Source organism: Actinomadura citrea, from assembly GCF_013409045.1.
Lineage (GTDB): Bacteria > Actinomycetota > Actinomycetes > Streptosporangiales > Streptosporangiaceae > Spirillospora > Spirillospora citrea.
Genome location: NZ_JACCBT010000001.1, coordinates 5691926 through 5713611, shown reverse-complemented (window position 1 = coordinate 5713611; position 21686 = coordinate 5691926). Strand labels below are relative to the sequence as shown.

The window sequence follows — 21686 nt, the reverse complement described above, 5'->3', positions numbered from 1 at the left end:
CGACGTCGGGATCGGCTCCGGCGAGCAGGTTCCGCCCTATCAGGCTGCCCATTTCCACGACTCCCATCGACGACGCCGGCCCCTACCCGACTTCCCGGGGACGCGTCGCCTACACCCCGTCCCGCCGGGTCCCGGGGGCGGCGGGACCCGTCAGGCGCTCATCGCCTTCCACTGGCGGTCGGCGACGGGGCGCCAGGTGTCGTGCCGCTCGTGGAAGAGCGCGACCGCCTGCGCGCCGCTCCAGTCGTCGGGGAGGAGCGCCGCCGGCAGGCCGGGGTCGAGGAACGGGAACCGGCGCCATTCCTGGACGAGCCTGGTGTGCGCGGCGAACGTCCCCGGGTCGTCGGCGGGACGCAGCGCGCCGACGGCGTCGAGGAAGTCCTCGTAGGCGAGCCCGATCTCGTCCAGGTCCCACGCCTGGCGCGCCACGCGCCGCGCCTCGGCAAGGTCGCCGAGCCGCCCGGTGAACAGCGTGGAGCCCTCCGCGACGCCGATCCCGGCGAGGACCTCCCGGACCTCGGGCTCGCGCTCGGGGTGCGGGCTGACCCACACTCCGGGGGAGAGGTTGCCGAGGCCGCTCCAGGCGAGCCGGGTCCGCAGCAGGTGGCGCAGGCGGCGGCTGGTCTCCGGAACGGTGGCGAGGACGAGCAGCCAGCGCCCGTCCCACGCGCCGACCGGGCGGCCGAAGCCGTAGATCCGCTCGGTGCCGTCGGTGAGGAGCCGCTCCCCGGACGGGGTGAGCCGCCAAGCGGTGCGGCGGCCGTGCCGCTCCCCGGCGAGCCAGCCCTCGCCGGCGCTGCGGGCGAGCGCCTGCCGGACGGCCTTCTCCTCGACGCCGAGCTGCCCGAGCGCGCGCAGGAACGTCGCCGTCCACACCGGCTCGCCGCCGGGCAGGACGAACTCGCCCAGCACGGTGAGCAGGAGCGACCGCGCGCTCGCCGCGCCGAGTTCGCGCCGGCGCCGGAATCTCGGTTCCGGATGCGCCGCGTCCTCGCCGGTTCGGGCCATGTGCTCCTCCTCCGGGCACTGATGGGCGCGCCCGTCCAGCTGCGGGGTGGCAGGGACGCCGTCCAGTATCGCGCGGGTCCGGCCCGGGTTCCGCGCGGGTGCCGCCCGAACTCTCATCGTTCCACAAGTCTATTGACTAGCGTTTCGTCTATGTAGAGCATTGGGGGCACGGTTCCCGGCGAGGGGAGACCTCGATGACCGCTGAAACGGCGACCGCACCGGTCCCGCCCGACACCTTCAACGCTTCCGAATACCTGCTCCGGACGGCGTCCGGGCCCGGCGGCGGCCGGGCGGCGCTGACCGGTCCTGGCGGGGATCTGAGCTACGCCGAGCTCGCCGAGCTGGCCGGGAACATCGCGTCCGGCCTCGGACGCTGGGGGCTGCGCGCCGAGGAGCGGGTGGTGCTGTTCATGGCCGACGGCCCGCTCATGGCCGCCGCGATCCTGGGCGCGATGCGGCTCGGCGCCGTTCCGGTCCCGGTGTCGACGATGCTGACGGGCCCCGAACTCGGCGGCCTGCTGGCCGACGCGCGCGCCAGGGTGCTGCTGGTCAGCGACCGGTTCGCGGTCGCCGCAGAGGCGGCCCTCACCTGCGCTCCGGGCGTCCGGCGCGTGGCGGTCGAGGGGGACGCGGCGCTCCGGGCCCCGGCGGGGGTGCGGGTGGGCCCGTTCGAGGACCTGGTCCGCGAGGGGCGCGCCCACGGCGGCGTGCCGGCGGAACCGTACGCGACCTCGGACGACTCCAGCGCCCTCTGGCTCTACACGTCCGGGACGACGGGCCGGCCGAAGGGCGCCATGCACCGGCACGCCAACATCCGGCACGTCGTGGAGACCTACGGCCGGCAGGTCCTCGGCATCCGGCCGGACGACCGCTGCTACTCGGTCGCCAAGCTGTTCTTCGCCTACGGGATCGGCAACTCGCTGTTCTTCCCCCTCGCCGCCGGCGCGACCGCCGTCCTGGACCCGGACCGCCCGACCCCGGCCTCGGTGGCCGGGCGGCTGGCCGAGTACCGGCCGACCCTGTTCTTCGCCGTCCCGACCTTCTACGCCGCGATCCTCAACGCCGAGGTCCCGGTGGAGGCGTTCGCGTCCGTCCGGCTGGCGGTGTCGGCGGGGGAGCCGCTGCCCGCCGAGCTGTGCCGCCGCTTCACCGAACGGTACGGCGTGGAGATCATCGACGGGATCGGCTCCACGGAGTGCCTGCACATCTTCCTGTCGAACCGGCCCGGCCGGGTCCGCCCGGGGACGACGGGCACCGCCGTCCCCGGCTACGAGCTGCGGGTCGTGGACGCCGCCGGGGCCGACCTCGGGCCGGGGGCGCCGGGCTCACTGCTGGTGAAGGGCGAGTCGATCGCGACGGGCTACTGGTGCCGCACCGAGACGACCCGGAAGGTCTTCCAGGGGGAGTGGCTGCGCACGGGCGACACCTACGTGGTGGACGAGGACGGCTACTACACCTGCCTGGGCCGGACGGGAGACATGCTCAAGGCCGGCGGCATCTGGGTGTCGCCGGCCGAGGTGGAGGGACGGCTGCTGGAACACCCCGCGGTGGCGATGGCCGCCGTCGTCGGGCTGCCGGACGCCGACGGCCTGGACAAGCCGGTCGCCTGCGTCGTGCTCAAGGAGGGCGCGACCGCCGAGCCGGCCGAGCTGATCGGGTTCTGCCGGGCGGGTCTCGCGTCGTTCAAGCGCCCCCGCGAGGTGCTGGTCGTGGACAGGCTGCCCACGACGCCGACCGGCAAGCTGCGCCGCTTCGCCGTCCGCGAGCTCGCCTCGGCCCTGCTCGCCGCGCCCTGACCCGTCCCCGGGCCGCTCCCGCCCCGGGCGGCCGGGCGACTCGAAGTGCTACAAAGTCTTGACGTGAATAGTTAAATCTGTAGAGCATGATGGAGACGGCACCGGCGGAAGGACAGCCCATGACCAGCCCGCACGTGGAGTTCCGGGTGGACCCGTCCGGCTACCGGCACTGGCGCCTGGACGTCGACGGCCAGGTCGCCACTCTCACGATGGCCGTGGACGAGCAGGGCGGGCTTGTCCCCGGGTACGAGCTGAAGCTCAACTCCTACGACCTCGGCGTCGACATCGAGCTGTACGACGCCGTCCAGCGGCTCCGCTTCGAGCACCCCGCGGTGCGCGCGGTGGTCGTCACCAGCGGCAAGGAGAAGATCTTCTGCGCGGGCGCCAACATCCGGATGCTGGCCGCGTCCCCGCACGCCTGGAAGGTCAACTTCTGCAAGTTCACCAACGAGACCCGCAACGGCATCGAGGACGCGACGGCGAACTCCGGCCAGACCTACCTGGCGGCGCTCAACGGCACCGCGTCCGGCGGCGGATACGAGCTGGCCCTCGCCTGCGAGCACATCATGCTCGTCGACGACCGCTCGTCGGCGGTGTCGCTGCCGGAGCTGCCGCTGCTCGGCGTCCTGCCGGGGACCGGCGGCCTGACCCGCGTGTCGGACAAGCGGCGCGTCCGCCGCGACCGCGCCGACTACTTCTCCACCAAGGCCGAGGGGCTCGGCGGCGGGAAGGCCGTCGCCTGGGGGCTGGTGGACGAGGCCGTCCCGCGCACCGCCTGGGACGAGACGGTCGCCGAACGCGCGCGGGAGCTGGCGGCCCGCTCGTCCCGTCCGCGCGACGCCGAGGGGATCGCGCTGACGCCGCTCGGCAAGGAGCGCACGGACGCCTCGATCGCCTACCGGCACGTCTCGGCGGAGCTGGACCGCGCCGCGGGCGCCGTCGAGATCACGATCGCGGGTCCGGACGCGCCCCCCGGCGGATTCCGCGGCGCGGACTTCTGGACGCTCGCCATGACCCGAGAGCTGGACGACCTCATCCTCGACCTGCGGACCAACGAGCCGGAGCTCGGCACGTGGGTGTTCCGCACGCGGGGGGCGGCCGAGCACGTCCTCGCCCATGACCGGCTGCTGCTCGACCACGCCGGCGACTGGCTCGCCGACGAGATCGTGCTCTACCTCAAGCGGACCCTGAAGCGGCTGGACGTCACCAGCCGCAGCCTCATCGCCCTGATCGAGCCCGGAAGCTGCTTCGCCGGCTCCCTCCTGGAGGTCGCGCTCGCCGCCGACCGCTCCTACCAGCTCGACGGCGTCTTCGAGGACGTCGACCCGGACGCCGACCCCGCCGCGGTCACCGTGGACGCGATGAACCTCGGCCCGCTCCCGATGGGCAACGGCCTCACCCGCCTGGCGACCCGGTTCCTCGGCGACGGCGCCGCGCTGGCCGCCGCCGGCGACGCCGCGGGCAAGCCGCTGGAGGCCGCCGACGCCGAGCGCCTCGGCCTGGTCACCTTCGCGCCCGACGACATCGACTGGGACGAGGAGATCCGCATCGCCGTCGAGGAGCGGGCCGGCTTCAGCCCCGACGCGCTGACCGGCCTGGAGGCCAACTACCGCTTCCCCGGCCCCGAGACCCTGGAGACCAAGATCTTCGGACGGCTGTCCGCCTGGCAGAACTGGATCTTCACGCGCCCGAACGCGTCCGGTCCGGACGGCGCCCTGCGCCGCTACGGCACCGGGCGGCGCGCCGACTTCGACCGAAAGCGAGTCTGAGCGATGGCGACCACCGCCGACTACACAGAGAAGATCCCCAACAACGTCGACCTGCACGAGGACCGGCGCCTCCAGCGCGCCCTGGAGTCGTGGCAGCCGAACTTCCTGTCCTGGTGGGAGTCGATGGGCCCGTCGCTGCCGACGCGGGAGGTGTACCTGCGCACGGCCGTCGACGTCGGCCGCGAGGGCTGGGCGCACTTCGGGCACGTCGCCATGAGGGACTACCGGTGGGGCATCTTCCTGGCCGAGCGCGACGGCGACCGCCGCATCGGCTTCGGCGCCCACAGGGGCGAGCCCGCCTGGCAGAAGGTCCCCGGCGAGTACCGCGCCGACCTCCAGCGCCTCATCGTCATCCAGGGCGACACCGAACCCGCGTCCGTGGAGCAGCAGCGCAACCTCGGAGCCACCGCGCCCAGCCTCTACGACCTGCGCAACCTGTTCCAGGTGAACGTCGAGGAGGGCCGCCACCTGTGGGCGATGGTCTACCTCCTGCACGCCCACTTCGGGCGCGAGGGGCGCGAGGAGGCCGAGGAGCTGCTGCGGCGCAACTCCGGCAGCGAGGAGTCGCCGCGCATCCTCGGCGCCTTCAACGAGGAGACCCCCGACTGGCTCTCGTTCTTCATGTTCACCTACTTCACCGACCGGGACGGCAAGTACCAGCTCGGCACGCTGAAGGAGTCCGGCTTCGACCCCCTGTCGCGCACCTGCGAGTTCATGCTCAAGGAGGAGGCCCACCACATGATGGTCGGCACCACGGGCATCGACCGGGTCGTCGAGCGGACCGTCCAGCTGATGAAGGAGCACGACACCGACGACGTCGCCCCGCACGGCGGGATCTCCCTGGACGTCGTCCAGAAGTACCTGAACTTCCACTACTCGGTGTCGCTCGACCTGTTCGGCTCCGAGACGTCCAGCAACGTCGCCAACTACTACACGGCCGGGCTCAAGGGCCGCTGGATGGAGGAACGCCGCCGGGACGACCACCGCCTCACCGACGACGCCGTCATGGTGGACGCCCTCGTCGACGGAGGCATCGGGCAGACCGAGGTCGCCGCGCTCGTCGGCCTCAACACCGACCTGCGCCGCGCCTACATCGCCGACTGCCAGAGCGGCGTCAACCGCTGGAACCGCATCTTGTCCGAGGCGGGCCTCCCGCAGCGCCTCCGCCTGCCCAGCATCGCCTTCAACCGCAAGGTCGGCGCATTCGCCGGCATCGAGGCCGCGCCGGACGGCGAGATGCTCGACGCCGCCGAGTGGGAGCGGCGCATGGGCGCCTGGCTTCCGACGGAGGTCGACAAGACTCACGTCCGGTCGCTGATGCGGCCCGTCCACGAAACCGGCAGGATCGCCGCCTGGATCGCCCCGCCCCGCAACGGCATCAACGGTCAGCCCTTCGACTACGAGTACGTCCGCCTCTAGCCGGCGGCCGGGAAGAGCCGCAGCCAGGCGTCGCCGGGGTCCGGCTCGCGCACCTCGACCGGCTCGAACTCCGGTCCGGCCCCGGCGATCCCCCGGTGCACGGCCGCGGAGACGATCAGGCCGATGACGGCCGCGACGGCCGAGAGCCGCCGCCGCAGGACGTCCGACTCCAGCAGCCTGGCGGCGCGGGCGAGAGCCGCTCCGGTGACCCCCTCCGGCCCCGCGTGCACCGGTCCCGTGTCGACCGCGACCCGCACCTGGAAGCGCCGTCCCCCGGCCGCGCCCCCGTTGTACCGGTCGATGCGCTCGGCGAGCGCCCGCACCAGCGGATCCGCCGGGGCGCTCACCGGAACCCCCGGCGGGACGACGAGCAGCATGCCGTCCCCGCGGTCCTCCCGGTGGCAGGCCGCCCAGGCCACTCCGGCGGCGGCGAACGACTCCTCCAGGGACTGGAACAGCACCCCCCGGATCACCGCTCGGTCCGCCTCGGTCCGGTCCGGGGAGCCGAACCCCACCACATCGGCGAACACGACCGTGCAGTCCTGCCCCGTGAGGAACAGGGACCCGGACACCGCCTCCGGGCGAGGCTCGCCGCCCGCCGTGAGCCGCTCCAGCCGGACCGGGTCGAGGACGTCGATCGTGCCGTCCCCGGCGTGGACGAGTCCCGCGCCGTCCCACTCGTTGAGCACGCTGGCCACCGCCGCGGGCGACGACGACGTCCAGCCCGCCAGCTCGGTGCCCGTCAGCGGGAGCGCCCCGCCGCGCGCCCGCGCCAGCGTGGTGAACAGCGCGGCCAGCCGGCGCTCGGTGTCGGCGAGTTCGGTGCCCGAGGTTCGGGCCGCCGCCTCGACGGTGCGGTCGTGGGCCTGCTTCTCCAGCACCGACTGCACACCGGCGTGGCGTTCCACGACCCCCCGGAAGTCCGCCGCGCCGACGACGAGCGCCTCCACGGTGTCGAGCGCGATGACCGTGGCGGACCAGGCATCGCCCTCGAACAGCGCCCGCTCGCCGATGAGGTCGCCGGGACCGCGGACCGCCACGATCCGCTCCTCGCCCGCCCGGTCGACGCGGACCTTCGTCCACCCCGAGCGGAGGACGACGACGTAGTCGGCCGGATATCCCTGGCGCAGGATCGGCGCGCCCGGCCCGAAGGTGCGCGGACGCGCCACGCCGCGGACGGCGTCGCGCTCCTCCGAGCCCAGCGCGTGCCAGAAGCTGTCGCGGAGCCTCTCGGCCCGGTCTGCGGACCGCGCGCGGGCCCCCTGCGCCAGGGCCGACGCGGCCCTGGCACGTGCGAACCCGGCCAGCGGCGCCACGAACAGGGCCAGGACGGCGAACGTGAACGCGGCGAGCAGCGCCGCCGCGAGCGTCCCGGTCTCAGCGGCGGCCCACGCCGTGCACACCGCCCCGAGGACGCCGAACGTCACGACCCCCCGCGCGAGCGCCCGCACCGGATCCGCCGCGGGCGCGGGCCCCGCCCCGTCCACGGCGAAGGCGGGCGATACGTCGGAGAACGCCTCCAGCAGCCGCCGCGCCCGGCCCGCTCCGCCCGGCGGTACCGCGCTCGGCCCGCCGGTGGCCGGTGCGTCCGAGAACGCCTCCAGAAGCCCGCGCCAGCCGCGATCAGGATTCGGCATCCCATCCCCCATTCATCCGGCCTGGCCGGGCGCGTCGTCCCCACCGTCGCCGCCCGGGCCCGGCGGTAGGGCCCAGAGCGCGTACCGGCCGAGCTTCGCCATGACGGCCGGGGCGCTCGCCCCGCACGCGAACGCCAGCCACGGCGTGTTGATCAAGTCGCTCGCCGCGGCCGCCGCCGTCACCATCGCGGCGAGCATGCAGTGCAGAGCGCAGGCGAACAGGTAGTACCGGCCGCCCGGCCCTTTGGGGTAGCGCCAGGGCGGCCCCTTCACGCGCCGGTTCGCCTCCAGGAACGCCAGCGTGCGGTTGGCTGCGGCCCCCATGAGCCCCCACACGACGAACTGCCACATGACCCGACGGTAGGTTCCGGGCCGCGGGCAGACCGTGACACGCCGCACAAACCGCGTACAAAACCCATCGCCCGGCCCCGCGGCGGGGTTTCGATACTCTGCGCCGCATGGGTCCTGAGGAAGCCGGCGCGAAGGTCAAGCTCGCCACCACCCGGTACGAAGACCTCGCGGAGCAGCTCGAAGCCGCGAAGGAACACCTGTTCGACGCCTACGCGGACGCGGCCCGCAAGGGCCTCGGCCCCGAGGAACTGGCGGACGGCTCCCCGTTCACCACCGACTACATCGCCCGCAGGCTGCGGGAGCGCGGCGTCGGGTCCGGCTAGCGGGCCTGCGGCGATGGCATCCGCCGGCGACCTGCGCCTGGCCGGGTTCCCCCGGCCGGGACGGCGCGGGTGTGCGCCGACCCGGAGAGGGCGCCCGGATGGCGCTGCGGATCGCCGACGGGTTCGAGCAGGGGGCGGGGCTCAGGCCGCGGCCCCCACCATGCCGTGCGGGTCGAGGATGTACTTGCGCGCTGCACCCCGGTCGAACTCGGCGTAGCCCTGCGGTGCCTGCTCTAGCGGGATGACCGACGCGTTGACGTTCCGGGCGATCTGAACCCGGTCGTACAGGATCGCCATCATCAACTGCCGGTTGTACGTCATCACCGGGCACTGGCCCGTGACGAAGTACTGCGACTTGGCCCAGCCGAGGCCGATCCGCAGCCCGAGTTGGCCCTCCTTCGCGTTCTCGTCCGACGCGCCCGGGTCACCGGTGACGTACAGGCCGGGGATGCCGAGCCCGGCGGCGGGCCGGGCGACGTCCATGAGCGTGTTGAGGACGGTTGCGGGCTGCTCCGTCCCCGCTCCCTCGTGGCCCTGGCCGCGCGCCTCGAACCCGACGCAGTCGACGGCCGCGTCCACCTCGGGAACGCCCAGGATCTGCTCGATCTGCGCGCCCACGTCGCCGTGCTCGGACAGGTCGATCGTCTCGCAGCCGAAGCCCCGGGCCTGCTCCAGCCGCCGCTCGTTCATGTCGCCGACGATCACAACGGCGGCGCCGAGCAGGAGGCAGGCGGTCGCGCACGCGAGGCCGACCGGTCCCGCGCCCGCCACGTACACGGTCGAACCGGTCGTGACGCCGGCGGTGTGGGCGCCGTGGTACCCGGTGGGGAAGATGTCCGACAGCATCGCCAGGTCGGGCAGTTTCTCCATCACGGTGTCGCGATCGGCCGGGAACTTGAGCAGGTTGAAGTCGGCGTACGGGACGACCGCGTAGTCGGCCTGGCCGCCGTGCCAGCCGCCCATGTCGACGTACCCGTAGGCGGCGCCCGGTCGTTCCCGGTTGACGTTCTCGCACACGCCGGTGTGGCGTTCCTTGCAGTTGCGGCAGCGGCCGCAGGCGATGTTGAACGGGACGCTGACGAGGTCGCCCTCCTTGATGAACTCGACGTCCCTGCCGGTCTCGATCACCTCGCCGGTGATCTCGTGCCCGAGCGTGAGCCCGGCGGGCGCGGTCGTCCGGCCGCGCACCATGTGCTGGTCGGAACCGCAGATATTGGTGGCCAGTACCTTCAGGATGACGCCGTGCTGCAGCTTGCGCCCGCCCTGTTCGGCCAGTTCGAGCTTGGGGAAGTCCAGGTCTTCGACCGTGACCTCGCCCGGCCCTGGTACACGACCCCTCGGTTGGTGTCCGCCACGTCCTCTCCCCCCTTGCAGAGAGTCGGCTCGCAGGCGCCCGGAACGTCGGCCCGTGCTCGCTGCCCCGTTCTCGGACGTCACCGATTTCCATGATGGGTGTGTCCTATATATGCCCAGTTCATGGCTGTTAGACCGATTTTCGGCCGCCGCAATCGCTCAAGTAGCGCGCGGTCGCGCCGGAAGCCCGCAGGTCATCGCGTCGGCTGGCGGGCGAGGTGGCGGGAGATGACCAGGCGCTGGATCTGGTTGGTGCCCTCGAAGATCTGCATGACCTTGGCCTCGCGCATGAAGCGCTCGACCGGGAAGTCGCGGGTGTAGCCGGCGCCGCCCAGGACCTGGACGGCGTCGGTGGTGACCTTCATGGCGTTGTCGGTGGCGACCAGCTTGGCGACCGACGCCTCACGGCCGTAGGGGCGGCCCGCGTCCTTGAGCCGGGCGGCGGACAGGTAGGTGGCGCGCGCGGACTCGACGGCGGCGGCCATGTCGGCCAGGACGAAGGCGAGCCCCTGGTGATCGATGATCGCCTTGCCGAAGGCCTCGCGCTCCTTGGCGTAGGCGACGGCGGTGTCGAGCGCGCCCTGGGCCAGGCCGGTGGCGACGGCGGCGATGCCGAGGCGGCCGGCGTCGAGGCCGGCGAGGGCGATGGCCAGCCCTTGGCCCTCCTGCCCGATCAGGTGGTCCGCGGGGACGCGCGCGTCCACCAGGCGGACGGTCGCGGTGGTGGAGCCCATCAGGCCCATCTTGTCCTCGGGCTCGTCGAACTCCAGTCCGGGGGTGTCGGCGGGGACGTGGAAGCAGGAGATGCCGCGTGACTTCTCCTGCGACGTGCGGGCCATGACGGTGTAGAAGTCGGCCTCGCCGCCGTGGGTGGTCCACGCCTTGGCGCCGTTGAGGACATAGGAGTCGCCGTCGCGGACGGCCCTGGCGCGCATCGCGGCCGGGTCGGAGCCCGCGTGCGCCTCCGACAGGCAGTAGGCGCCGAGGCGCTCGCCGGAGAGCATGCCGGGAAGCCACCGCGCGCGCTGCTCGTCGGTGCCGAAGGCGAAGAGGGGGAAGCAGGACAGGGCGTGGACGCTGACGCCGACGCCGACGCTCGCCCAGGCCGCCCCGATCTCCTCGAGGACCTGCAGGTAGATCTCGTAGGGCTGGTCGCCGCCGCCGAACTCCTCCGGGTACGGCAACGTCAGCAGGCCCGCCCGGCCCAGCGTCGTGAACACCGCGCGGGGGAACGTCCCGGTGCGCTCGGCGTCCGCGACGTGCGGCGCGAGCTCCTTGGCCGCGATCTCGCGGGTGAGCGCGATCAGGTCCTCGGACTCGGAGGTCGGCAGGTGCCGGGTGGCGGGCATGGGCGGACTCCTTTCGGCACCGCCAACCGTACCAAAGGCAGTACCGGCGAACCCGATTTGGTACTGTCGCCGTCATGACCTCGGTGGACGAGCGGGCGACCCGGGCGTCGCGGCGGCGCGAGACGCTGATCGACCGGCTCATGGACCTCTTCCTGGAGCGCGGGTTCGCCGAGCTGGGCGTCGCGGACCTGGCCGCGCTGCTGCGCTGCTCCAAGAGCACGCTCTACTCGGTCGCGGCGAGCCGGGAGCAGATCATCACTGCCGTCGTGCGGGCCTTCTTCCGCCGCGCCACCGACCGCGTGGAGGCCGCGCTCGACGACGGCGCCGACCCGCGTGAGCGGGTCGGCGCCTACCTGCGGGCGATCTCGGGCGAGCTGGCCCCCGCGTCCGCCGCGTTCTTCGCCGACCTGGACGCGTTCGCCCCCGCGCGGGAGATCTACAAGAGCAACACCCGGTACGCGGTGTTGCGCGTGCAGGGCCTCGTGCGAGAGGCGGCGCCCGGCGGCGACGCCGCGTTCGTCGGCGCCGTCGCCGGCCAGGTGATGGAGTCCATCCACCGCGGCGAGATCAAGGCGCAGACCGGCCTGGACGACTCGGCCGCCTACGCCGCGCTCGCGTCCCTCATCGTGGCCCGGATGGCGGCCGGCTAGCCGCGGTCCGCCTGCAGGGCGTGCTCGACGAGCGCCACCAGCACGCCCCGCGCCACCTCCCGGCTCCGCACGTCGCACATCATGACCGGGATCTCCGGGTCGACGTCGAGGGCGTCGCGGATCTCCTCCACGGTGTAGCGGCGGGCGCCCTCGAACCGGTTCGCCGCGATGACGAACGGGAGCCCCCGCTGCTCGAAGAAGTCGATGGCAGCGAAGCTCGTGCTGAGCCGGCGGGTGTCGACCAGCACGATGGCGCCGACCGCGCCGTAGGCGATCTGGTCCCACATGAACCAGAACCGCTCCTGGCCGGGCGTGCCGAACAGGTACAGCCGGACGCCGCCGGAGAACGTCAGCCGGCCGAAGTCCATCGCCACGGTCGTGGTGGTCTTGCCCTCCACGCCGCCGAGGTCGTCGACACCGACGGACGCGTCGGTGAGCATCTCCTCGGTGCGCAGCGGGCGCACCTCGCTCACCGCGCTCACCAGCGTCGTCTTGCCGACGCCGAAGCCGCCGGCCACCAGGACCTTCAGGGTGTGGAGCGGGACGTCGTCGTCGCGCCCGTGCGCGGTGGCGGTCGGGTCAAAGGCGGCGGAGTTCATCGAGCACTCTCATGAGGATGCGGGGGTCGGGGCGTTCGGTCTGCGCGGCCTGAGGCATCTCCTCGATCAGGCCGTACTGGTGCAGGTCCTCCAGCAGGATCTGCACGACCCGCAGCGGCAGGTCGGTCTCCGAGGCGAGGTCGGCGGGCGTGGAGGGCCGCCCGCACAGCTCCAGCAGCCGCCGCTGCTCGCGCGACAGCCAGATCCGGTCGGCCGGGGTCCGGCCGGTCGCGACGAGGACGGTCACCAGGTCGAGGACGAGCCCGCGGGGGCGGGTGCGCCCGCGGGTGACCGCGTAGGGGCGGACGACCGGGCCGGCGTCCGGCCCGACCCAACGCTCTCTCGGGCTCTCCACTGCCGGCTCTAGCCTGACGCGCCCGAGCGCACCGGCGGATCCTGCGACTCGGCACCGCGCGGCTGGGCCGCCAGCGTGCGCCGCACCCGCTTGATCAGCATGGTCGTCTCGTAGGCGACCAGCCCCGCGTTGCCGCCGGCGTCGCTCAGCACGGCGAGGCAGCTCCCGTTGCCCGCGGGCATGACGAAGAACAGCATGCCGTCCAGCTCGACGACGGTCTGCCGCACCTGCTTGGCCTGGAAGTGCTCGCGGGCCCCGTTGGCCAGGCTGTGGAAACCCGACGACAGCGCCGCGAGGAACTCGGCGTCCTTGCGGGTGACGTCCCCTGAGGCGCCCATGACCAGGCCGTCCCTGGACAGCAGGACGGCCTGGCGGACCTCCCCGACCCGCTGCACCAAGTCGTCGAGCAGCCAGTCGAGCTCGCCGGAAGCGTTGCCCTGCCGCATCATGACTCCCCCCATTCATCACGTGGATCCGATTCGCCCGGTTCGTCGTCGACCCTGCCGCGCAGCCATCCCGACTGCAGCGACGCCATCAGGTCGCGGCTGAGCTCCGGGCTCGGTTCTTCGAAATCGTCCTCGCCCGCCGCCGCGGCGGGCTGGGCGTGCCGCGGCGCGGACCGTCCGCGCAGCTGCGGGGCCAGGGAACGCTGCCGCACCCGGCGCGGGAGCCGTCCCGTGACCTCGCTGTCCTCCACCCCGCCCGGCCGCGGCTCGGCGCCGTTCGGCCGGGCCCGTCCCGCGAACGGCTCGGGCGGATCCGGCGGCGGGGCGAGGGGCGGGTCGGAGGGCGGCGCCGGCGGCGGCACGGCCGGCCCGGCGGGCAGGCCGGCGAACTCGTCGGACGGCTGCGCCTGGACGATCCTGCCGGGCAGTGCCGGACGCGCCGGGCGGCCGAGCCGTGCCGGGCCCCCGCCCCCGAGCACCGCCGACCCGACCGGCTGCGGCGCCCCGGCCCCGCGGCCGCGCGCCGTGTGCCAGTCGTCGTCGAGGACAACCAGCGCGTGCGGCACGAGGACGATCGCGGTCGTGCCCCCGTACGGGGACGGCTGGAGCGACACCTGGATGCCGTGCCGGGCGGCGAGGCGCGCGACGACGAACAGGCCGAGCCGCTCGGTGTCGACGAGGTCGAACTCGACGGCGCTGCCGAGCCGCCGGTTCAGCTCCGCCAGCTCGTCGGGCTCCAGGCCGACGCCCCGGTCGACGACCTCGACGGCCAGCCCGTTGGCGACGGTCTCGACCTTGACGGTGACCTCCGTGGCCGGCGGGGAGAACGACGCCGCGTTCTCGATCAGCTCCGCCAGCAGGTGGATGACGTCGGCGACGACGTCGCCGGTGACCGCGGCCGAGGACGCGCCCGTCACCTCCACCCGCGTGTAGTCCTCCACCTCGGCGATCGCGGCGCGCACCACGTCCTCGGCGGCGACCGGGTGGTCCCAGGCGCGGACGGTCGGCGACCCGGACAGGATGACCAGGCCCTCGGCGTGCCGCCGCATGCGGGTGGTCAGGTGGTCGAGGCGGAACAGGTCGTCCAGCTCCTCGGGGCTGGACGCGCGCCGCTCCATCTGGTCCAGCAGCCGCAACTGCCGGTGCAGCAGCGACTGGCTGCGCCACGACAGGTTGATGAAGACCCGGTTGATGCTGGCGCGCAGCTCGGCCTCGCCGACCGCGGTGCCGACGGCCGTGCGCTGCACGGCGTCGAACGCGTCGGCCACCAGGGCGATCTCCCTCGTCCGCCCCGGCTCCGGGCGCGGCGCCTCGGCGTCGACGTCGACCTTCTCGCCGCGCCGCAGCCGGGCCACGACCGCGGGCAGCCGCTCGTGCGCGAGCCGCTGCGCGGACGCCTGCAGGTCCCGCAGCTCCCGCGCGAGCCGCCGGGCGAACAGCACCGACAGCGTGACCGATGCGGCCACGATCAGCAGGCCCACGACGCAGGCCAGGTAGAAGCGCAACATGATCCGGTGTCCGGCGGGCTCGACCAGGTCGTCGTTCAGGGCGTCGCCGAGGCGGGAGGAGGAGGTGAACCACTTCGGGGCCAGCTCCTGCGTGCCCGCCCGCCACTGCTGGACGCCGGGAGTGAGGCCCTGCCGGCGGATCTGGCTCTCGATCAAGGTGAAGCTGCCGTAGGCGGGCGATGTGGCGAGATCCTCGACGATCCGGGACAGCTCGCCGGTCACCTCGGTGCGGGCGAGCGAGAAGAACTGCTCGCGGTTGCCGGCCCAGCCCGCGAAGGCCATGCGCTCGGCCGCGCTCAGCCTGCGCGCGCCGGCCGCGGACATCAGCGCGTCCTCGCGCAGCATGAAGTCGCTCGCCCATGAGAAGTGGGTGATGCCGGCGCTCTGCCGGTACACCGCGGTGTCGTTGACGCTGATGAACGTCGTCAGCAGCCGGAACGTCGAGTCGGAGAAGCCGCTGTAGGCGTCGATGGCCTGCACCGTGCTGGCCGCGCCCTGGTCGATCTGGGTCCGCAGCGGTTCGAGCTGGTCGAGGCTGTCGTCCAGCGCCTCCATGCGCTGCCAGAGTTCCGGGCCCATCGCGTTCCTGAGGCGGGGCTTGAAGGCCGCCGAGCGGAAGTTCGCCACGGCGGCGTCGGTCTTGGCCGCGAGGTCCGCGTAGGCCCGCCTGCCGGCGTCGGTCCGCGCCGTCAGGACGGCCACGGCGGTGGCGCGCTCGCGCTGGAGCGCCCCGATGACGGTCCCGGCCGGCAGCCCGACGTCCTTGTACATCCGCGTGAACTCCGACCGCTGCAGCGCGGCGGACAGCGTCGTCCCCGCCGAGAACACCCACAGCGCGACGAGAGCGGCGAGCGGAATGGCGAGGAGCATCGCGATCCGCCGCCCGACCGGCCGCGTGCGCGGCCGTTCATGGGAGCCATGAACCTGTTCGGGCTTGGTCACCGGCCCACACTCCTGATCGTCTTCGTCCCCGGTCGTCCCCGACCGACCTGGCGGGACCGGAGCATACTTAGTTCGATTTGCCGGAGACCAGAGGTCTTACCTGCGGCGACTTGTGATCTCTCGCGTGCACCGCGTGAACGATCGCTTCCCGGGCGTGTGCGCGGCGGTTTCCGGGCACTGCGCCGCCGCGGCCGCCCCCGCCGCGCACCGCCCGCCCTTTCCCGAGTGTCGTCGCAGGTCAGTACGTCGACCGCAATTGAATGATCTTGTAATTGATTGGTCTTCCGGTTCTTGCCGAGCACATCGCATGGAGGCCATGAAGGGCTGCGGGGGGAATCGGCGGAGACATGTCAACCGTGTTAACACGGTGAAAAACTAGGCCAATATTGGCCGTTTTGATGCGGAGTCGTGTCTTGTTGCAGGAAATGACACATGTCAAGCTTCGGTTTACTTTGTCCCCCCACCAACGGAGACCGAGCATGCGCAGAGCCGCGCTAGCCGTCCTCGCCGGGCTGTCGCTCGCCGCCACCACCGTGGCCGCGGCGCCCGCCCAAGCCGCCGGCCCGGCCCAGTCCAAGCTGGCCAAGCTCGTCAAGCTGAGCGACGTGCGGCACCACCAGCTGAACCTGCAGAAGATCTCGGACGCCAACGGCGGCAACCGGGCCGCGGGACTGCCCGGTAACAAGATCACCATCAAGTACATCGCGGACCAGCTCAAACGGGCCGGATACACGCCGACGATCCAGAACTTCGAGTTCGACTTCTGGCAGGAGCTGTCGGAGCCGGTCCTCGCCGAGACCGCGCCCGATCCGAAGACGTTCGCGCCGCACGGCGACTTCGAGACGCTGCAGTACTCCGGGTCGGGAGACGTCACCGCCCCCGCGACCCCCGTCGACCCGGGGGCCACCGGATCCGGCAGCGGGTGCGAGGCCGGCGACTTCGCCGGGTTCCCGAAGGGCCACATCGCGCTGATCCAGCGCGGCGGCTGCTTCTTCTCCGTCAAGACCGACAACGCCATCGCCGCCGGCGCGGCCGCCGTCGTCATCTACCAGCTGCCCACCGAGCCGGGTCCGGTCGGGGGAACGCTGTCCACGCCGTACGAGATCCCCGTGGTCGGCCCGACGAACGCGGTCGGCAAGGCCCTCGTCCAGCAGGCGCAGAACGGCGGCGTCACGCTGCGGGTCAGGACCGACACGCAGAACGACAAGCGCCAGGCCGCCAACGTCATCGCCGACACCAGGCGCGGCAGGGCCGACAACGTCGTGGTGGTCGGCGCCCACAACGACAGCGTCGCCGCCGGGCCCGGCATCAACGACGACGGCTCGGGCACCGCCGCGCTGCTGGAGATGGCCGCGCAGATCAACAAGCTCGGCTCCAAGGTGCGCAACAAGGTGCGGTTCGCCTTCTGGGGCGCGGAGGAAGAAGGACTGCTCGGCTCGCAGTACTACGTCGACACCCTCCCGCAGGCCGAGCGCGACAAGGTCGCGCTGATGCTCGACTTCGACATGCTCGCCTCGCCCAACTACGTGAACTTCGTCTACGACGGCGACAACAGCGCGGGCGAGAACAACGTCGAGGCCCCGGCCGGATCCGGCGCGATCGAGAAGGCGTTCGTCGACCACTTCGGCCGGCGGAAGCTGCCCACCGACCCGACGCCGTTCAACGGGCGCTCGGACTACAACGCCTTCATCACCGTGGGCATCCCCGCCGGCGGCCTGTTCACCGGCGCCGAAGGGATCAAGACCCCCGAGCAGGCGAAGCTGTACGGCGGCACCGCGGGCCTCGCCTACGACCCGTGCTACCACCAGGCCTGCGACCGCTACGACAACGTGAACCTGAAGGGCTTCGACCAGATGATCGACGGCACCGCCGCGGTCACCGAGCTGTTCGCGCACAGCACCCTGACGGTCAACGGGAACGAGCTCGCCCGCAGGCGGGCGCAGCCCGGCAAGCGCGCCACGCCTGACGTGATCGGCAACTACGCGACCCGGTAGGACCCGTCGCACCGAGGGACGCGCCCGGACCCGGGCGCGTCCCTCGCCATGTCCGCCCCCGCGGGGGCGGTGCGCCGGGTCAGAGCGGCGGCCCGGTCACAGCAGCGCCTCGGCGATCGACCGCAGGGCGGGACGAGGATCGCCGCCGGGCTCGGTCAGCACCTGGACGGCGACGTTGTCGGCGCCGGCCTCCAGATGGGCGGCCAGCCGCGCCGCGACCGCCGCCGCGTCGCCGTGGGCGACCAACGCGTCCACGAGCGCGTCGCTGCCGCCGCCGGCGAAGTCCTCGGCGGTGAACCCCAGCCGCTCGAAACTGGCGACGTAGTTGCGCAGGGCGAGATAGCGGCCCAGGGCCTCCCTGGCGACGGCGCGGGCGCGCACCGGGTCGGGTTCGAGCACGACCTTCTGCTCCGGCGCCAGCAGCGGGCCCGCCCCGAGGATCTCCCGCGCCGACCTGGTGTGCTCGGGCGTGGTCAGGTACGGGTGGGCGCCCGCTGCCCGCTCGGCCGCCAGCCGCAGCACCTTCGGCCCCAGCGCGGCGAGGACCCGCCCCTCGGCCGGGACGCCCTCCGCGTCCAGCCGGTCGAGGTAGTCCACGATCGTCTCGTACGGGCTGCGGTACGCCTGGTCCTGCTCCCGGTGGCCGATGCCGGCGCCGAGCAGGAACCGGCCGCCGTGCGCGTCGTTCAGCCGGCGGTAGCCCGCGGCGGCCTCCTCGGCGGGGGTGCTCCACATGTTCACGATGCCGGTGGCGACCACGATGCGGTCGGTCGCGGCGAGGAGCCGCCCGGCGATGTCCGGATCGGCCGGCGAGGCGCCGATCCAGATCGCGCCGTAGCCGAGGTCCTCGACGTCCCTGGCCAGGTCCGGGCTCAGCTGCGGCCACGGGCGCCAGATGCCGAGCCGTCCTAGTTCGATCTTGGTCATGCCGCCCCCAACACCCTCGCCGCCGGTTTCATGCCCGGTACCCCGGGTGCCAGGATGTGACACATGACCGACCGGCCCCGCCTGCTGCTCCTGGACGGCCACTCGCTGGCCTACCGGGCGTTCTACGCGCTGCCGGTCGAGAACTTCACCACCACCTCCGGGCAGCCGACCAACGTGGTGTACGGGTTCGCGAACATGCTCGCCAACGTGCTGCGGGACGAGCGCCCCTCGCACGCGGCCGTCGCGTTCGACGTCTCCCGGCAGACCTTCCGCACCGAGGAGTTCCCCGACTACAAGGCCACCCGGACGCGGTCGCCGAGCGAGTTCGGCAGCCAGCTGCCGATCCTGGACCGGCTGCTCGCCGCGATGAGCGTGCCGGTGCTGCGGGCGCCCGGCTACGAGGCCGACGACGTCATCGCGACGCTGGCGACGGCGGCGGAGGCGGACGGCATGGACGTGCTGATCCTCACCGGTGACCGGGACGTGCTGCAGCTCGTCAGCGACCACGTCACCGTCCTGTACTTCTACCGGACGGCGTCGGAGATGATCCGGTACACGCCCGGCGCGGTGCGGGAGCGGTACGGGCTCACCCCGGCGCAGTACCCCGACTTCGCGGCGCTGCGCGGCGACCCGTCCGACAATCTGCCGAGCATTCCCGGCATCGGGGAGAAGACGGCCGCCAAGTGGGTCCGCGACTACGGGTCGCTGAAGGTCCTGCTGGAGAGCGCGGGCGAGGTGAAGGGCAAGGCGGGGGAGAAGCTGCGCGCCGCCGCCGACACGGTCGCGCTGAACCGGCGGCTGACCGAGCTCGTGCGCGACCTGGACCTCCCGGTGGCGCCCGCCGACCTGCGGCGGCGCCCGTACGACCTGACCGCCTTCACCTCCCTGCTGGACGAGCTGGAGTTCCGCAACGCCAGCCTCCGGCAGCGCCTGTTCGCGGCCGACCCGGGCGGCGGACGTCCCCCGGAGGACGCCGAGCCGGAGCCCGTCCAGGGGCGGGAGCTGGGGCCGGACGAGCTGGCCGGCTGGCTGGGGTCGCACGCGACGGGTCTGACCGGGCTGGCCGCCGACTCCACGTGGGCGCGCGGCGCGGGCGACATCGAGCGGATCGCGCTGGCCACCGGCGACGGGGAAGCCGCGTCGTTCGAGCCGTCCGGCCTCACCGCGAAGGACGAGCGGGCCTTCGCCGCCTGGCTGGCCGACCCCGGCCGGCCCAAGGCGCTGCACGACGTGAAGGCGCTGCTGCGCGTGTTCGGCGAGCGCGGCTGGCACCTCGACGGAATCGCCACCGACACCGCGATGGCCGCGTACCTGCTGCTGCCGGGCCTGGCCGCCTACGGGATCGCCGACCTCGCGGGCCGCCATCTCGGGCGCCGCCCGTCCGCCGAGGGCGCGGCCGGGCTGATGCTGAGCGCCCGCGCCGTCCTCGACCTCGCCGGCGTGTTCGCCGCCGACCTGGCGTCCACGGGCATGGACGAGGTCCTGCGCGACGTCGAGCTGCCGCTGTCGCGCCTGCTCGCCCGCGCCGAGCGCGCCGGCGTGCACGTCGAGGCGGGTCTCCTGCACGAGCTGGAACGGTACTTCTCCGCCGGGATGGAGCGCGCCGCCGACGAGGCCGCCGAGATCGCCGGGCGCCGCTTCAACCCCGGCTCGACCAAGCAGCTCCAGGAGGTGCTGTTCGGCGAGCTCGACCTGCCGAGGACCAAGAAGATCAAGTCGGGGTACTCCACCGACCTGGACGCACTGACCTGGCTCGCCACCCGGACCGACAACGGCCTGCCGCAGATCCTGCTGCGCCACCGCGACCAGGCGCGGCTGCGCTCCACGGTCGCCGGGCTCATCCGGGAGATCGGCGCGGACGGCCGCATCCACACCAGCTTCCAGCAGACCGTCGCCGCGACCGGCCGGCTCAGCTCCGCCGACCCGAACCTGCAGGTCATCCCCATCCGGACGGAAGAGGGGCGGCGCATCCGCCGCGCGTTCACGCCCGGCGAGGGCCACGCATCGCTGATGACGGCCGACTACGGCCAGCTCGAACTGCGCGTCATGGCGCACCTGTCGCAGGATCCCACGCTGCTGGCGGCGTTCGCGTCCGGAGAGGACCTGCACACCACGATGGCCGCGCAGGTCTTCGGCGCCCGCCCGCACGCCGTCACCCCGGACATGCGCCGCAAGATCAAGGCGATGTCGTACGGGCTGGCCTACGGACTGTCGGCGTTCGGCCTGGCCAGGCAGCTCGGCATCCCCGTGGCCGAGGCGCGCCCGCTGATGGACGCCTACTTCGAGCGGCTCGGCGGCGTCCGCGACTACCTCGACCACGTCGTCGCCGAGGCCCGCGCCACCGGCTACACCCGCACGGTCCTCGGCCGCCGCCGCTACCTGCCCCATCTGAACAGCGACAACCGGCAGCGCCGCGAGACGGCCGAGCGGATGGCGCTGAACGCCCCCGTCCAGGGCTCCGCCGCGGACATCGTCAAGATCGCGATGCTGCGGGTGGACGAGGCGCTCACCGCCGCCGGGCTGGCCAGCCGCCTGCTGCTCCAGGTGCACGACGAGATCGTCCTGGAGGTCGCGCCCGGCGAGGCGGACGCGGTGCGGGAGATCGTCCGCACCGGGATGACGACGGCCTACCCGCTCGCGGTCGGCCTGGAGGTCGCCATCGGCGCCGGCCCCGACTGGAACGCCGCCGCCCACTGAAGTGGCGGGAGGCGACTCGTGGGTAGTGCTCCCCTGGGGAGGGATTCATGGAGATCGACATGATCGTCGAGATCCCCCGGGGATCGCGCAACAAGTACGAGATGGACCACCGGCTCGGCCGCATCCGGCTCGACCGGATGCTGTTCACCTCGACGCAGTATCCGCTGGACTACGGCTACATCCCGGGCACGTGCGCGGAGGACGGGGACCCGCTGGACGCGATGGTGCTGCTGGAGGAGCCCACCTTCCCCGGGTGCGTGATCAAGGTGCGCAGCATCGGGGTGTTCTGGATGCTCGACGGGGGCGTCCCCGACGGCAAGATCCTCACAGTGCCGGCCGGGGACGTCCGCTACGCCGGGATGCGCGACCTGCGGGACGTCCACGAGCACGTCCTCGACGAGATCGCGCACTTCTTCGACATCTACAAGAACCTGGAGCCCGGCAAGGGCACCGATGTGCGCGGCTGGCAGGACCGGCGGGTCGCCGACCGGACGATCGAGCGGGCCGCCGCGGAGCGCGCACGGGAGGTGGCCGGGAACGCCCCGACGTGATCAGGTGGACGC

Annotated in this window: 17 protein-coding genes and 1 pseudogene; 8 read left to right on the top strand and 10 right to left on the bottom strand. The window is 72.9% G+C overall.

From position 1 onward, the window contains the following. Positions 1-150: 150 nt before the first annotated feature. Complete coding sequence (locus BJ999_RS26530) at positions 151-1125, bottom strand: PaaX family transcriptional regulator (protein WP_218935248.1); 975 nt, start codon at positions 1123-1125, stop codon at positions 151-153. A 77-nt stretch (positions 1126-1202) separates the two neighbouring features. On the opposite strand from BJ999_RS26530, the gene BJ999_RS26525 reads away from it, so the two are divergent. From BJ999_RS26525 to boxB, 3 genes are all read left to right on the top strand, one after another. After that, positions 1203-2804: a benzoate-CoA ligase family protein gene (locus BJ999_RS26525; RefSeq protein WP_179835789.1), complete on the top strand. Its 1602-nt coding sequence runs from the start codon at positions 1203-1205 to the stop codon at positions 2802-2804. Between the two features lie 119 nt (positions 2805-2923). Then, entirely contained in the window at positions 2924-4573 is a 1650-nt protein-coding gene (boxC, locus tag BJ999_RS26520) for a 2,3-epoxybenzoyl-CoA dihydrolase (protein ID WP_179835788.1), read from the top strand. A gap of 3 nt (positions 4574-4576) precedes the next feature. Then, positions 4577-5992: a benzoyl-CoA 2,3-epoxidase subunit BoxB gene (gene boxB / locus BJ999_RS26515; RefSeq protein ID WP_179835787.1), complete on the top strand. Its 1416-nt coding sequence runs from the start codon at positions 4577-4579 to the stop codon at positions 5990-5992. Here boxB and BJ999_RS26510 read toward each other — a convergent pair. Beyond that, positions 5989-7629, bottom strand: a complete 1641-nt coding sequence (locus BJ999_RS26510; protein WP_179835786.1) for a cyclic nucleotide-binding domain-containing protein — start codon at positions 7627-7629, stop codon at positions 5989-5991. The genes boxB and BJ999_RS26510 overlap by 4 nt on opposite strands. A 12-nt stretch (positions 7630-7641) precedes the next feature. Beyond that, positions 7642-7980: a hypothetical protein gene (locus BJ999_RS26505; protein WP_179835785.1), complete on the bottom strand. Its 339-nt coding sequence runs from the start codon at positions 7978-7980 to the stop codon at positions 7642-7644. Positions 7981-8087: 107 nt separating this feature from the next. On the opposite strand from BJ999_RS26505, the gene BJ999_RS26500 reads away from it, so the two are divergent. Further along, the gene (locus BJ999_RS26500; RefSeq protein WP_179835784.1) at positions 8088-8303 is read left to right on the top strand and encodes a hypothetical protein; all 216 of its coding nucleotides are present in this window, start codon (positions 8088-8090) and stop codon (positions 8301-8303) included. 141 nt (positions 8304-8444) lie between these two features. Here BJ999_RS26500 and fdhA read toward each other — a convergent pair. Both fdhA and BJ999_RS26490 read right to left on the bottom strand, forming a co-directional pair. Next, positions 8445-9658: pseudogene (gene fdhA / locus BJ999_RS26495) on the bottom strand (formaldehyde dehydrogenase, glutathione-independent). 192 nt (positions 9659-9850) lie between these two features. After that, the gene (locus BJ999_RS26490) at positions 9851-11005 is read right to left on the bottom strand and encodes an acyl-CoA dehydrogenase family protein (RefSeq protein WP_179835783.1); all 1155 of its coding nucleotides are present in this window, start codon (positions 11003-11005) and stop codon (positions 9851-9853) included. Between the two features lie 74 nt (positions 11006-11079). Between BJ999_RS26490 and BJ999_RS26485 the strand changes: the two genes are divergently transcribed. Continuing rightward, positions 11080-11655, top strand: a complete 576-nt coding sequence (locus BJ999_RS26485; protein WP_179835782.1) for a TetR/AcrR family transcriptional regulator — start codon at positions 11080-11082, stop codon at positions 11653-11655. Here the strand turns inward: BJ999_RS26485 and BJ999_RS26480 are convergent. Genes BJ999_RS26480 through BJ999_RS26465 form a run of 4 tightly spaced genes read right to left on the bottom strand, consistent with a single transcriptional unit; the run spans position 11652 to position 15505 of the window. Then, positions 11652-12254, bottom strand: coding sequence for a GTP-binding protein (locus tag BJ999_RS26480; RefSeq protein WP_179835781.1), 603 nt, complete (start codon positions 12252-12254; stop codon positions 11652-11654). The genes BJ999_RS26485 and BJ999_RS26480 overlap by 4 nt on opposite strands. Further along, on the bottom strand, positions 12235-12609 hold the full coding sequence (locus tag BJ999_RS26475) for a DUF742 domain-containing protein (protein WP_179835780.1): 375 nt from the start codon (positions 12607-12609) through the stop codon (positions 12235-12237). Before BJ999_RS26475 ends, BJ999_RS26480 begins: the two co-directional genes overlap by 20 nt. 8 nt (positions 12610-12617) lie before the next feature. Next, entirely contained in the window at positions 12618-13055 is a 438-nt protein-coding gene (locus tag BJ999_RS26470; protein ID WP_141584869.1) for a roadblock/LC7 domain-containing protein, read from the bottom strand. Beyond that, positions 13055-15505 carry a sensor histidine kinase gene (locus BJ999_RS26465; RefSeq protein ID WP_179835779.1) on the bottom strand — a complete coding sequence of 817 codons (2451 nt, stop codon included), beginning with the start codon at positions 15503-15505 and terminating at the stop codon, positions 13055-13057. Before BJ999_RS26465 ends, BJ999_RS26470 begins: the two co-directional genes overlap by 1 nt. A 479-nt stretch (positions 15506-15984) precedes the next feature. Between BJ999_RS26465 and BJ999_RS26460 the strand changes: the two genes are divergently transcribed. Next, positions 15985-17499 carry a M20/M25/M40 family metallo-hydrolase gene (locus BJ999_RS26460; protein ID WP_179835778.1) on the top strand — a complete coding sequence of 505 codons (1515 nt, stop codon included), beginning with the start codon at positions 15985-15987 and terminating at the stop codon, positions 17497-17499. 96 nt (positions 17500-17595) lie between these two features. Here BJ999_RS26460 and BJ999_RS26455 read toward each other — a convergent pair whose 3' ends face one another. Beyond that, positions 17596-18426 (bottom strand): LLM class F420-dependent oxidoreductase, encoded by an 831-nt coding sequence (locus BJ999_RS26455; RefSeq protein ID WP_179835777.1) that lies wholly within the window; start codon positions 18424-18426, stop codon positions 17596-17598. 63 nt (positions 18427-18489) lie between these two features. On the opposite strand from BJ999_RS26455, the gene polA reads away from it, so the two are divergent. Then, a complete protein-coding gene (gene polA, locus BJ999_RS26450; protein WP_179835776.1) occupies positions 18490-21123 on the top strand; it encodes a DNA polymerase I in 2634 nt (877 codons plus the stop codon). A gap of 47 nt (positions 21124-21170) precedes the next feature. Then, positions 21171-21674: an inorganic diphosphatase gene (locus BJ999_RS26445; RefSeq protein ID WP_179835775.1), complete on the top strand. Its 504-nt coding sequence runs from the start codon at positions 21171-21173 to the stop codon at positions 21672-21674. Positions 21675-21686 lie beyond the last annotated feature (12 nt).